This is a genomic window from Kitasatospora sp. NPDC088160, from assembly GCF_044741445.1.
GTDB lineage: Bacteria > Actinomycetota > Actinomycetes > Streptomycetales > Streptomycetaceae > Kitasatospora.
In genome coordinates, this window is sequence record NZ_JBIUSS010000028.1 from 1 (window position 1) to 13,181 (window position 13,181).

Sequence of the window (13,181 nt, forward strand, 5' to 3'; positions counted from 1 at the left end):
GTCATCAAGCAGGCCATGGAGATCAACGACCGCCCGGTCGTCATCGACTTCATCGTCCACCAGGACGCCATGGTCTGGCCGATGGTCGCGGCCGGCACCAGCAACGACGAGATCCAGTTCGCCAAGGGCATCCGCCCCGACTTCGGCGACGACCTCGACTAACGCCCCCCCTTCAACTCCAGAGCGCCTGAGGAACCCCATGTCCAAGCACACCCTCTCCGTCCTGGTCGAGAACAAGCCCGGCGTGCTCGCCCGCATCGCCGCCCTGTTCTCCCGTCGGGGCTTCAACATCGACTCCCTCGCCGTCGGCCCGACCGAGCATCCGGACGTGTCCCGGATGACCATCGTGGTCAACGTCGAGGACCTCCCGCTGGAACAGGTCACCAAGCAGCTCAACAAGCTCGTGAACGTGATAAAGATCGTCGAACTCGACCAATCCGCTGCGATCCAGCGGGAACTGGTCCTGGTGAAGGTCCGCGCCGACAACGAGACCCGGTCGCAGATCGTCGAGATCGTCCAGCTGTTCCGTGCCAAGACCGTCGACGTGTCCCCGGACGCGGTGACCATCGAGGCCACCGGAAGCTCGGACAAGCTGGAGGCCATGCTCCGGATGCTGGAGCCTTACGGCATCAAGGAGTTGGTCCAGTCCGGCCTGGTCGCCATCGGGCGCGGCGCCCGTTCGATCACGGACCGCTCGTTGCGCGCCCTCGACCGCAGCGCCTGAGCACCCCCGAGACGCCGACCGTCTCACACCCTGAAGCACCGCCCCACACCCCCGCCGGTACGCCTACCGTAGAGAGCGCGTACCCGGCAACCATCACGCAAGGAGATGTGCCCCCGTGGCCGAGCTGTTCTACGAAGACGACGCCGACCTGTCCATCATCCAGGGCCGCAAGGTCGCGGTCATCGGCTACGGCAGCCAGGGCCACGCCCACGCGCTGTCCCTGCGCGACTCCGGCGCCGACGTCCGGGTCGGCCTGAAGCCGGAGTCCAAGTCCCGTGCCAAGGCGGAGGAGGCCGGCCTGCGCGTCGTCACCCCGGCCGAGGCCGCGGCCGAGGCCGACGTCATCATGATCCTGGTGCCGGACCCGATCCAGGCCGACGTCTACGAGGCCGACATCGCCCCGCACCTGAAGGCCGGCGACGCCCTGTTCTTCGGCCACGGCCTGAACATCCGCTTCGGCTTCATCAAGCCCCCGGCGGACGTCGACGTCTGCATGGTCGCCCCGAAGGGCCCGGGCCACCTGGTCCGCCGCCAGTACGAGGAGGGCCGCGGCGTCCCCGCGATCGTCGCCGTCGAGCAGGACGCCTCCGGCAAGGCCTTCGACCTGGCGCTGTCCTACGCCAAGGGCCTGGGCGCCACCAAGGCCGGCGTCATCAAGACCACCTTCACCGAGGAGACCGAGACCGACCTGTTCGGTGAGCAGGCCGTCCTCTGCGGTGGCACCGCCGCCCTGGTGAAGGCCGGTTTCGAGACCCTGGTCGAGGCCGGTTACCAGCCGGAGATCGCCTACTTCGAGTGCCTGCACGAGCTGAAGCTCATCGTCGACCTGATGTACGAGGGCGGCCTGGAGAAGATGCGCTGGTCGGTCTCCGAGACCGCCGAGTGGGGCGACTACGTCACCGGCCCGCGGATCATCACCGACGCCACCAAGGCCGAGATGCGGAAGGTCCTCGCCGAGATCCAGGACGGCACCTTCGCCAACACCTGGATCGCCGAGTACAAGGCCGGTCTGCCCAAGTACAACGAGTACAAGAAGGCCGACGAGGACCACCTGCTGGAGACCACCGGCAAGAAGCTGCGCTCGCTGATGAGCTGGGTCGACGACAAGGCCTGAACCGGCCTCGGGCTCTGCCCGATTTTGTAACTTCCTTGTACAAGTAGGCTGCTCTCGTCCGGGTGATTTCGCCGGACGGGAGCAGCCTGGTACCCAGCCCGTCGATACACTCCGAGTGCGCGTCAGGCCCACAGCGTCGTGCGTCTACCTACGCGGCATGCCACCTTCCCCCCGCCGTCCACGCCACCCACGTGCCGGGGAGAACCGCAGAGTTAAGGACACACTGTCGTGAGCACTGTGACATCCAAAACCGCCGTCGTCCTGATCGCCGAAGAGCTGTCGCCCGCCACCGTCGACGCCCTCGGCCCCGACTTCGAGATCCGCCACTGCAACGGCGCCGACCGCACCGAGCTGCTCGGCGCGATCGCCGACGTCGACGCGATCCTGATCCGCTCCGCCACCAAGGTCGACGCGGAGGCGCTGGCCGTCGCCCGCAAGCTCAAGGTGGTCGCCCGGGCCGGGGTCGGCCTGGACAACGTGGACGTCGCCGCCGCCACCAAGGCCGGCGTGATGGTCGTGAACGCGCCGACCTCCAACATCGTCACCGCCGCCGAACTCGCCTGCGGCCTGCTGATCTCCGTCGCCCGCAACATCGCGCCAGCCAACGCCGCGCTCAAGCAGGGCGAGTGGAAGCGCAACAAGTACACCGGCGTCGAGCTGAGCGAGAAGACCCTCGGCGTCGTCGGCCTCGGCCGGATCGGCGTCCTGGTCGCCCAGCGGATGTCCGCGTTCGGCATGAAGATCGTCGCGTACGACCCCTACATCCAGGCCGCCCGCGCCGCCCAGATGGGCGTCAAGCTGGTCACCCTGGAGGAGCTGCTGGAGGTCTCGGACTTCATCACCGTCCACCTCCCCAAGACCCCCGAGACCATCGGCCTGATCGGCGACGAGGCGCTGCACAAGGTCAAGCCGACCGTGCGCATCGTCAACGCCGCCCGCGGCGGCATCGTGGACGAGGAGGCGCTCGCCAACGCCCTGCGCGACGGCCGGGTGGCCGGCGCCGGCCTGGACGTGTACGCCAAGGAGCCGTGCACCGACTCCCCGCTGTTCGGCTTCGACAACGTGGTCGCCACCCCGCACCTGGGCGCCTCCACCGACGAGGCGCAGGAGAAGGCCGGCATCGCCGTCGCCAAGTCGGTGCGCCTGGCGCTGGCCGGCGAACTGGTGCCGGACGCCGTCAACGTCCAGGGCGGCGTGATCGCCGAGGACGTGCGCCCGGGCCTGCCGCTGGCCGAGAAGCTCGGCCGGATCTTCACCGCGCTGGCCGGCGAGGTCGCCGTCCGGCTCGACGTCGAGGTCCGCGGCGAGATCACCCAGCACGACGTGAAGGTGCTCGAACTGTCCGCGCTGAAGGGCGTGTTCGAGGACGTGGTGGCGGAGACGGTGTCCTACGTCAACGCCCCGCTGTTCGCCCAGGAGCGCGGCGTCGAGGTCCGCCTGACCACCTCCAGCGAGAGCGCCGAGCACCGCAACGTGATCACCGTCCGCGGCACGCTCGCGAACGGCGAGGAGATCGCCATCTCCGGCACCCTGGCCGGCCCGAAGCAGACCCAGAAGATCGTCGGCGTGGACGCCTTCGACGTGGACGTCGCGCTCACCGACCACATGGCCTTCTTCAAGTACGAGGACCGCCCCGGCGTGGTCGGCGTGCTCGGCCGCCACCTCGGCGACGCCGGCATCAACATCGCCGGCATGCAGGTCGCCCGCGACGGCGGCGGCGCGCTCGCCTCCATCACCGTGGACAGCCAGATCCCGCAGGACGTGCTGTCGGCGATCGCCGCCGAGATCGGCGCCCGCTTCGCCCGCTCGGTCGACCTGGGCGCCTGAGCCCGACGCCCCCCGGGGCCCGGACCGCCGTTCGCCGGCAATCCGGGCCCCGCTGCGTTCCCCCGGGTGGCTCCCGTCTCAGATACTAGGAAATCCAAGTATTCGTGCAGACACGGCCCGGGCCCGGTCGTACCGTGGAAGGGCGATACGGCGTGCCGACCCTGTAGACAGGGCGTTCGGCCCGTGTCCGCGTGCGCCTTCACGGGCAGGCGATCCCTGCCCCCGCGCGTACCCCTCCCCCTCCCGCGCCCTCTTCGGGGCGCCGCTTCCAAGGAGCCCGGTATGCCCCTCACTGCCGACCGCCACGCCACCCCCACCCCCGCCGCCACCCCCGTCCGCGCCCCGCGCCGTCGCCGGGCCGCCGAACGGAACCCCTTCGCCGCCGCCGCCCTGCAGCGGGCGCTGGACCGCCGCGACAACGGCGGCTCGACCGGGCACCTCTGACGGGAACCGCCGGCGGGCGTCGTCGGCGGTCTGTCCGTCAGGTGTTGTCGGGCGGCGCCCCCGCGGCTTCGCCGGCCCGCCGCCGGCCCGGCCGTTCATCCGCCGAATAGGCCGCTCGGGCTGCCGTCAGGTCACCCGGTCGAGTGCAACCGGCGTCCGTCCGAGGGAAGTTGCTCGCGCTCGTCGGCGCGATCATCCTAATTTGGGGCCCCCGGAAGGGTGATCGACGTTCGCGCGGGCGGGCGTCAGCGACACGGTGTGCGGATCAGTCCCCCTGCCGGGGGAAGAGGGCCCAGTGCGTCTGCCATCCGTCCGCCGACCCATCACCCGGATCGGACTCACCCTGGCCCTGCTGGCCGGGAGCGCGGCGCTCGCCGCCACCCCGGCCTCCGGCGGGCCCCCGACGGAGCCGTCGAGGGCCGGCCGAACGGCCTCCGTCCTGCTCGAACTCGGCACCGAGCCGGCCGGGCCCGCCTGGCGGCGCGCCGCCGACGGGGCCCGGCGGGCCCAGCGTTCCCCGGAGGCCGCCCGCCGGGAGGCCTCGGACGCCGGCGCCGCCCAGCGGGCCAGGGCCGGCGAAGCCCTCGACCGGCTTGCCGCGGCCGTCCACCGGGCGGTGCCCACCGCCGGCGAGCTCTACCGCACCCGCACCCTGATCACCGGCCTCGCCGTCAACGCGCCCGCCGACCGGCTGCCCGCCCTGCGCGCGCTGCCCGGCGTCCGGGCCGTCCACCCGATCGTCCGCAAGCAGCGGGACAACGCCTACTCCGTCCCGCTGATCGGCGCCCCGCAGGTCTGGGCCGGTGCCACCGGCGACGGCAACACCGGCCAGGGGGTGCGGATCGGGATCATCGACAGCGGCATCGACTACACCCACGCCGACTTCGGCGGCCCCGGCACCGAGGCCGCCTTCCGCTCCGTCGAACGCGGCAAGCCCGCCCCGCCCGACCTGTTCCCCAACGCCAAGGTGATCGGCGGCAAGGACCTGGTCGGCGACGACTACGACCCCGACCCGTCCTCCCCGCACCACCAGCCCGTCCCGCACCCCAGCGACAATCCGATCGACTGCGACCGCAACGGGCACGGCACCCACGTCGCCGGCACCGCCGCCGGCTACGGCGTCACCGCCGACGGCCACCCGTACACCGGCCCCTACCGGCCCGGACTCGACCCCGCCGGGTTCAAGGTCGGCCCCGGCGCCGCCCCCGGCGCCCAGCTGTACGCGATCCGGGTCTTCGGCTGCGACGGCTCCACCGACCGGCTCGCCCAGGCCCTCGACCTCGCCGCCGACCCCAACGGCGACGGCGACCTCGGGGACCGCCTCGACGTCGTCAACCTCTCCCTCGGCAGCCGCTTCGGCAGCCCCGACGACACCGACGCCCTCGCCGTCGACCGGCTCGCCGCCCTCGGCACCGTCGTGGTCGCCGCCGCCGGCAACGACGGCGACGTCTACGGCATCGGCGGCAGCCCCGGCACCGCCGCCCGGGCCGTCACCGTCGCCGCCTCCGTCGACCAGCACAGCGACACCGACGGCCTCACCGTGCTCGCCCCCGCCGACCTGGCCGGTGTCGTCCCGGCCCACTGGAGCGAGCGCTACCAGGGCTGGTCCAGCGCCGACGTCAGCGGCCAACTCGCCCTGCCCGCCGACCAGTCCGACGGCTGCGTCGCCTACAGCGAAGCCGACCGGCAGCGGCTCGCCGGGAAGATCGCCGTCCTCACCTGGCGCACCCGCGACTCCGAACGGGCCTGCAACTCCGGCCCCCGCGCCGACCACGCCGCCGACGCCGGTGCGATCGGCGCCCTCTACGCCGCCGACACCGACCACCTCGCCGAGATCTCCGGCAACGACCGCATCCCGGCCGCCCTGCTCGCCCACGCCGACGGCGAACGGCTCCGGCAGGCCGCCGCGGCCGGGCCGGTCGAGGTCCGCCTCGCCGCCCCCGGCAACCCGCTGCACGGTTCCGTCTCCCAGAACCAGCCCGCCCGCACCGACACCCTCACCGACTTCTCCTCCCGCGGCATCGGCGTCCCCGGCATCGTCAAACCCGACCTCGCCGCCCCCGGCGAGACCATCTGGTCCGCCCTCGTCGGCAGCGGCAGCGGCGGCCAGCGCGAGGACGGCACCTCGATGGCCACCCCGCACATCACCGGCCTCGCCGCCCTCGTCCGCGCCGCCCACCGCGACTGGCCGGTCGAACAGCTCAAGGCCGCGCTCATGAACACCGCCGTCGACACCTGGCTCGGCGACGACCACGGCGGACCGGTCTACGGCCCCGAGCGCACCGGCGCCGGCCGCGCCCAGGTCGACCGGGCCGTCCACACCCCCGTCGTCGCCTACGCGGCCGGCGACGGAGCGGCCGAAGGCAGCGTCGGCGTCTCCTACGGGCCGGTCGAGATCGCCGGGCCGACCGCCCTCGGCCGCGACATCGAGGTGCGCAACCACGCGGACCGGCCGCTGAGCTACCGCACCGGCTACGCGGCGGCCACCGAACTGCCCGGCGCCACCTTCGAGGTGACGCCGGACCAGGTCGACGTCCCGGCCGGCGGCACCGCGCGGGTGCACGTCACCCTCGCCGTCCCCGGGGAACTGGGCCGGGCCCCCGACCCCACCATCGACACCGTGCAGGACGGCAAGGCCCGCAGCTACCGCGCCGAACTCTCCGGCCGCGTCCTGCTCACCCCCGTCACCGACCCGGCCCTGCCCCAACTGCGCGTCCCCGTCCTCGCCGCCCCGCGCCCGGCCACCGACCTCACCGCCACCGCCGCCGCCCGCACCACCCGGGACGGCACCGTCCTGATGCTCGGCGGCAGCGCCGCCCCCGGCAACCGGCCCGGACTCGTCACCGCCCTCACCCTCGGCGGCGAAGGCATCCGCTGGGCCGACTGCCCGCCCGACAGCGAAGCCGCCGTCGGGCCCGGGGCCGGCATCCGGCCCGACGACGGAGCCGAGCCGGCCGACCCCCCGCAGGACGTCTGCGTCCAGCAGCCCGGCGACCGGGCCGCCAACCTGCGGGTCGTCGGTGCCGCCACCAGCTCCGACCTGCTCTACGTGGGCGCCCAGCTCTGGGCCCCGGCCGCCACCCCGGTCGGGCTCTACGGCGTCCGGGTCTCCCTGGACACCGACGGCGACGGCGCCACCGACGTCATCCTCGAAGCCGACCGGCTGCGCGGCAGCGACGTCCTGGTCTCCCGCGCCCTCGACGCCCGAACCGGCGCCGAACTCGACGTCCAGCCGCTGAACGGCCACTGGGGCGATACCGACACCGCCCTGCTGGACGGTGACGCCCTCGTCCTCCCCGTCCGGCTGAGCGCGCTCCCGGGCGTCCGGGAAGGCCACAGCACCGTCCACTACGGCGTCTGGACCAGCACCGTCGCCCCCGGCACACCCGACCCGGCCGAGTCCTACTCCGCCATCGGCCTGCGCGGCACCCGCCCCGTCCTGGCCCTCGACGTCCTGCACCCCGCCGTCGACATCCGTGCCGGCCTCGGCGGCCCCGCGGCCCTCGCCACCCCGGTCCGGCCCGGCACCGTCCTCGACATCCACCGCACCCCCGGCGACACCTCCCGCCTGCTCCTGCTCCACCACCTCAACCCCGCCGCCCACCGGAGCCAGGTGATCACCCTCCCCTGACCGCACCTGCCCGAGGGGCGGCCCGCCGACCTGGCGGGCCGCCCCCGTGCGTTGTGCCGCGCCTCGGTGACGGGGCTCCGTGGTGCCGACGGCCGTCTGCCGTGCCCGGCAGGGTTCGTCCCGGTTGCTTCAGGCCTGGTCGCCTCAGCCCTGGTCAGTGGCCTGGGCGGCCCGGGCGGCGAGCCGACGGGTGCGGCGGGGTGCGCGGGCCGGGCGGCGGGAGAAACGGGTGAAGACGGCGACCAGGGCGAGGGCGGCGGCGGTGGCGGAGCTGACGGTGAGGCCCTCGGTGAGACCGGGCGGGCGGAAGGAGCAGGCGATGCGGTCGGCGCCGGCGCCGAGCGGGACGCCGATCATGCCCAGGACGGGCGTCGGCGGGACGTACCGGCCGCCGCCCGCCGCGCAGGTCCAGCCCTCGGCGGCCGGGACGGACAGCAGCGCGGTGCCGGTGGAGCCGGACGGGAGGGTCGCGGCGAGGGTGTGCCCGCCGGCCGCCACGCCGGTCGCGCCGGTGGCGGTGAGACGGGCGACGGCGTCGTCCAGGGCGCCGGGCCGCAGGCAGCCGATCGGGCGGGCCGGGATCTGGCCGACCGTGTCGGAGCGCAGGGTCACCCGGACCGTCCCGTCGGCGGGGACCGGCCCCAGCCGGTGGATCGCGACGGCGGTGGTGGGCTGTTCGCCGTCGCTGCGGTAGGTGGTGCCGAGACCGCTGACCGTGCCCCGGTACCAGACGCCGTGGAAGTAGGCCGTGCCGCCGGGGGTGCAGGCCGCGGTGAGGACGGTGCCCTCGGCGCCGCCGGGCAGCGACCAGCCGCTGGTGCCGTGCAGGGTGGGCGCCGGGCCGCCGGCCGGGACGGGCAGCGGGGCCTCGTACACCCGGCTGCCGAGCAGTGACTCCTGCCGGGACCAGACCGAGGAGGTGTCCGGCCGGGCGCCGGGCGGCAGCACGGTGACCAGCGGCGGTGCGGCGGCCCGCCCGGGGGTGAAGCCGGCCGGGGGCGGCCCGTCGTCGAGGTGGGAGCGGACGGCGAACAGGGCCTGCCCGACCGGATCGGTGACGCTGGCGGTCTGCCGCCCGCCCGCCGTCCAGCCCGCGCCGAGGTCGTGCAGCAGCAGGGCGGCGACGGTCGGCAGGTAGCCGCTGAAGTAGCCGCCGCCCTGGCCGTCGAGCAGCAGCGGATCGTTGGTGGTGAAGGCGTGCGGGCCGGGGTCGCTGCGGCCCCGGGGCCACGCGGCGCCGTCGCGCACCGCCGCGTACCCGGCCCGGACGGCGCTGGCGGAGGCGGTGTCGGCCGGGGCGGCGGCGAGCGCCGCGTACCCGGACCAGACGGAGTTGCCGAGCACCGCGCCGGCCAGCACCCAGGTCGCCAGGGCGGTGGCCCGGCGGTCGGTGTGCCGGCGGTCGAGGGTCCAGAGCGCGGCGAGCAGGACGACCCCGCCGACGGCCAGCAGTGTCCAGGTGGAGGCGCGGACCGAGTGCCGGCCCGCCGCCAGCGCGGCGATCACCGCGACCACGGCGGCGCCGCCCAGCAGGGTGAGCCGGTCCGGCCGGTGCGCCAGCGACACCCAACCGGCCAGCACCAGCAGGCCGCTGAGCGCGAACGCGACCCGGTACGGCCCGCCGGCCGGGATCGCCAGACCGTGCCAGACCACCACGGTCGGGGTCCAGACGAAGCTGAGCACCACCAGCACCAGCGCCCCGCACCAGACCGCCCGCTCCCGCACCCGCACCCGCCGGTTGAACGGCAGCCCGCACACCAGCAGCAGCCCCAGCAGGCCGATCGCGACGTCCGGCAGCGGCCGCCCGCCGTGGGTGGCGGGCAGCAACTGCGCGAGGTGCCCGCCGAGCCCGGACGGGCCGAGCGGCTGCACCGGGGACTCCGGCTGGGCGCCGTGCGCGGCCCGGACGGCGACGAACAGCACGGGCGAGGCGAGCAGGACGCCGGTGGTGGCCATGGTGAAGGCCCGCCCGGCGACCCGGACCCGGTGGCGCAACGGCCGCGGGGTGGCGAACAGGCGGACGGCCAGCAGCAGCCCGGCCATCAGGGTGGCCAGCGCGGCGGTGTACAGGTTGCCGGCCCAGGCGAGGGTGACGCACAGCGAGCCGGCCACCCAGCGCCGCTCGCGCAGGCACCAGTCGGCGGCCAGGCCGAGCAGCGGCAGCGAGACCAGGCCCCAGAGCCACATCGGCGCCGCCCCGCCGACGTCGAGCACCCAGGCGCAGAGCCCGTACCCGACGGCGGCGAGCGCCCGCAGCCAGTGCGGGCCGGCGTGCAGCCGGCCGAGCAGGTGGGCCATCAGGGCGGTGCCGAGGCCGATGGTGGCGAGGGTGACCAGGAGGAGCGCGAACCGGCCCTGGTCGCGGGGGAGGAGGGCGGTCGCCCAGGAGAACGGGTTCATCAGGTAGGCGAAGAAGTCGGCGAGGAACGGGACGCCGTAGCCGCTGTTCCAGTTGAACAGGAGGTCCCCGGCGGCCCGCCCGTGCATCAGGTCCCACAGGTGGGCGTGGTACGGCAGGGCGGCCTCGCCCGCCCCCGTCGGCCACGCCCCGCGCAGCCCTACCGCGAGCGCGTACCCGCCCGCCGCCAGCCCGGCCGCGCTCCCGCAGACCAGCACCTCCCGCCGCCGCACGCCCATTGCTGCTCGACCCCGTTTCCGCGAGGGATTGCCGGACCCCGTCACCCTAAGCGCGCTCCCCGCGCGGACCCGGCCCCCCGCGCTCCCTCGTAGGGGTGATGAGGTGGCAGCCCGGCGGATCGGCCTGCGATGGTGCCCCGTGGTAAGGGAACCCGACCTTGCGATGCCGGGGTGGCTGCGCCCTCCGGCTACCGGCTACACCGCGGACGACCTGGATCGGCTACGGGATCTCCCGCCCCACACCGAGCTGCTCTTCGGTGGCCTGGTCTTCTCCACCCGTCAGACAACGTTCCATGCCCGGACGTCCGAATGGTGGACGCCGGGTGTCAGCCCCTGGGACACCGGAGTAGGGTCCGAGCATGTCTCGCACGATTCGTCTCGCAGTTGTCCCGGGTGACGGCATCGGCCAGGAAGTGGTGGCCGAAGGTCTCAAGGTCCTGGGTGCCGTGCTTCCCGCCGAGGTGAAGCTGGAGACCACCGAGTACGACCTCGGCGCCCGGCGCTACCACCGGACCGGGGAGACCCTGCCGGACAGCGTGCTGGCCGAGCTGAAGTCGCACGACGCGATCCTGCTGGGCGCCATCGGCGACCCGAGCGTGCCGTCGGGCGTGCTGGAGCGGGGGCTGCTGCTGAAGCTGCGGTTCGCCTTCGACCACCACATCAACCTGCGTCCGGGCCGCCTGTTCCCCGGGGTGAAGTCCCCGCTGGCCGGCACTGAGTCCGACGGCGCGTCTCCGACACGACGAGCCATCGACTTCGTGGTGGTCCGCGAGGGCACCGAGGGCCCGTACGTCGGCAACGGCGGCTCGCTGCGCACCGGGACGCCGCAGGAGGTGGCCACCGAGGTCAGCCTGAACACCGCGTTCGGCATCGAGCGCGTGGTGCGCGACGCCTACCGCCGGGCCCAGGCGCGTCCGCGCAAGAAGCTGACGCTGGTGCACAAGAACAACGTGCTGGTGCACGCCGGGCACCTGTGGTCGCGGATCTTCGCGGAGGTCGGCCGGGAGTTCCCGGAGGTCACCACCGACTACCTGCACGTCGACGCGGCGACGATCTTCTTCGTCACCCAGCCGGAGCGTTTCGACGTCATCGTCACCGACAACCTGTTCGGCGACATCCTGACCGACCTGGCCGCCGCCGTCACCGGCGGGATCGGCCTGGCCGCGAGCGGCAACATCAACCCGGGCGGCGAGTTCCCGTCGATGTTCGAGCCGGTGCACGGTTCGGCGCCGGACATCGCGGGCCAGGGCAAGGCCGACCCGACGGCCACCGTGCTGTCGGTCGCCATGCTGCTGGAGCACCTGGGCTTCGCCGCCGAGGCCGCCCGGGTGGAGGCCGCCGTCGCGGCGGACCTGGCCGAGCGCACCGGCACCCGCAGCACCTCCGAGGTCGGCGACGCGCTGGTCACCCGAGTAGCCGGCTGACGGGCCGGATCCGCTTGACGGACTCCGGCCCACGGGCCGGGGCCGACAACGGTCGCGGCCCGGCGGGCCGCACCACATAACCGCAGCTTGCAGCTCCCCAAGGAGCGGGCAGCTGTTCGGCACGGCCCTCTGGATGCGAGTATCGACAGTGGGTCGTGCCGTTGTGCGTTCGTTCCGGTGCTGGTTGGCCGCGGCGGGCACCCGGCGGTGGCGGCCCGGACCTACCCCACGGTGAAGGAAACAGCCATGAGCACGCCCACCCAGGCGCCCATCACGTTCGACCTCAAGCCTTCCGCCCACCCGCTGCCCACCGCGGAGCGCGAGGCCCGGCTGACCAACCCCGGCTTCGGCCGGGTCTTCACCGACCACATGGTCACCATCCGCTGGACCGAGGGCGTGGGCTGGCACGACGCCCAGCTGGCGCCGTACGCGCCGCTGGAGGTCGACCCGGCGAACATGACCCTGCACTACGGCCAGTCGATCTTCGAGGGCCTCAAGGCCTACCGCCAGGCCGACGGCTCCATCGCGAGCTTCCGCCCGGAGGCCAACGCGGCCCGCTTCCAGGCCTCGGCCCGCCGGCTGGCGATGCCGGAGCTGCCGGTGGAGACCTTCGTCGAGGCCGTCGAGCTGCTGGTCCAGCAGGACCAGGCGTGGGTGCCGAACGAGCCCGAGCAGAGCCTGTACCTGCGTCCGTTCATGTTCGCCACCGAGGTCGGTCTGGGTGTCCGCCCGGCGAACTCCTACCTGTTCATGATCATCGCCTCGCCGGCCGGCGCCTACTTCCCGGGCGGCGTCAAGCCGGTCTCGGTGTGGCTGTCCAAGGAGTACGTCCGGGCCGCTCCCGGCGGCACCGGCGCCGCCAAGTGCGCCGGCAACTACGCCGCTTCGCTGATCGCCCAGGCCCAGGCCGCCGAGAAGGGCTGCGACCAGGTCGTCTGGCTCGACGCCGCCGAGCACCGGTGGATCGAGGAGATGGGCGGCATGAACCTGTACTTCGTCTTCGGCGAGGGCAAGGACGCGAAGATCGTCACCCCCGAGCTGTCCGGCGCCCTGCTGCCCGGCATCACCCGCGACTCGCTGCTCCAGCTCGCCACCGACCTCGGCTACGCCGTCGAGGAGCGGAGGATCTCCACCGACGAGTGGCAGCAGGCCAACGCGGACGGCACCCTCACCGAGGTGTTCGCCTGCGGCACCGCCGCCGTCATCACCCCGGTCGGCTCGGTCAAGTCGGCCGCCGCCGACTGGACGGTCGGCACCGGCGAGCCCGGCCCGACCACGATGGAGCTGCGCCGGGCCCTGCTGGCCATCCAGGGCGGCCAGACCCCCGACACCCACGGCTGGCTGCACAAGATCGTCTGAGGCGGCGCCCGCTCCGGCCTG

8 protein-coding genes are annotated in these 13,181 nt (G+C 73.9%); 7 read left to right on the plus strand and 1 reads right to left on the minus strand.

All coding sequences use genetic code 11. The features are described from left to right. The first annotated feature begins 199 nt into the window (after positions 1–199). The 5 genes from ilvN (at position 200) to ACIOGZ_RS34465 (ending at position 7,740) form a co-directional block, all read left to right on the plus strand. Positions 200–724: an acetolactate synthase small subunit gene (gene ilvN, locus ACIOGZ_RS34445; protein WP_030302941.1), complete on the plus strand. Its 525-nt coding sequence runs from the start codon at positions 200–202 to the stop codon at positions 722–724. A gap of 115 nt (positions 725–839) precedes the next feature. Continuing rightward, the gene (gene ilvC, locus ACIOGZ_RS34450; protein ID WP_063347727.1) at positions 840–1,838 is read left to right on the plus strand and encodes a ketol-acid reductoisomerase; all 999 of its coding nucleotides are present in this window, start codon (positions 840–842) and stop codon (positions 1,836–1,838) included. A 237-nt stretch (positions 1,839–2,075) separates the two neighbouring features. Beyond that, positions 2,076–3,665, plus strand: a complete 1,590-nt coding sequence (gene serA / locus ACIOGZ_RS34455) for a phosphoglycerate dehydrogenase (protein WP_363378782.1) — start codon at positions 2,076–2,078, stop codon at positions 3,663–3,665. Positions 3,666–3,947: 282 nt separating this feature from the next. Beyond that, positions 3,948–4,109, plus strand: coding sequence for a hypothetical protein (locus ACIOGZ_RS34460; protein WP_350887612.1), 162 nt, complete (start codon positions 3,948–3,950; stop codon positions 4,107–4,109). A 295-nt stretch (positions 4,110–4,404) separates the two neighbouring features. Continuing rightward, the gene (locus ACIOGZ_RS34465; protein WP_400988851.1) at positions 4,405–7,740 is read left to right on the plus strand and encodes a S8 family serine peptidase; all 3,336 of its coding nucleotides are present in this window, start codon (positions 4,405–4,407) and stop codon (positions 7,738–7,740) included. A gap of 144 nt (positions 7,741–7,884) precedes the next feature. Here ACIOGZ_RS34465 and ACIOGZ_RS34470 read toward each other — a convergent pair whose 3' ends face one another. Continuing rightward, on the minus strand, positions 7,885–10,377 hold the full coding sequence (locus ACIOGZ_RS34470; RefSeq protein ID WP_400988853.1) for a YfhO family protein: 2,493 nt from the start codon (positions 10,375–10,377) through the stop codon (positions 7,885–7,887). A gap of 359 nt (positions 10,378–10,736) precedes the next feature. Here ACIOGZ_RS34470 and ACIOGZ_RS34475 point away from each other — a divergent pair, with 359 nt between their 5' ends. After that, positions 10,737–11,801, plus strand: coding sequence for a 3-isopropylmalate dehydrogenase (locus ACIOGZ_RS34475; protein WP_363589462.1), 1,065 nt, complete (start codon positions 10,737–10,739; stop codon positions 11,799–11,801). Between the two features lie 246 nt (positions 11,802–12,047). Beyond that, positions 12,048–13,160 (plus strand): branched-chain amino acid aminotransferase, encoded by a 1,113-nt coding sequence (locus tag ACIOGZ_RS34480; protein ID WP_363589460.1) that lies wholly within the window; start codon positions 12,048–12,050, stop codon positions 13,158–13,160. Positions 13,161–13,181: the final 21 nt, after the last annotated feature.

Bases quoted from the DNA above. Each gene is read 5' to 3' on its own strand.
- ilvN (WP_030302941.1), top strand. From the start codon at position 200: ATGTCCAAGCACACCCTCTCCGTCCTGGTCGAGAACAAGCCCGGCGTG.
- ACIOGZ_RS34460 (WP_350887612.1), top strand. From the start codon at position 3,948: ATGCCCCTCACTGCCGACCGCCACGCCACCCCCACCCCCGCCGCCACC.
- ACIOGZ_RS34470 (WP_400988853.1), bottom strand. From the start codon at position 10,377: ATGGGCGTGCGGCGGCGGGAGGTGCTGGTCTGCGGGAGCGCGGCCGGG.
- ACIOGZ_RS34475 (WP_363589462.1), top strand. From the start codon at position 10,737: ATGTCTCGCACGATTCGTCTCGCAGTTGTCCCGGGTGACGGCATCGGC.
- ACIOGZ_RS34480 (WP_363589460.1), top strand. From the start codon at position 12,048: ATGAGCACGCCCACCCAGGCGCCCATCACGTTCGACCTCAAGCCTTCC.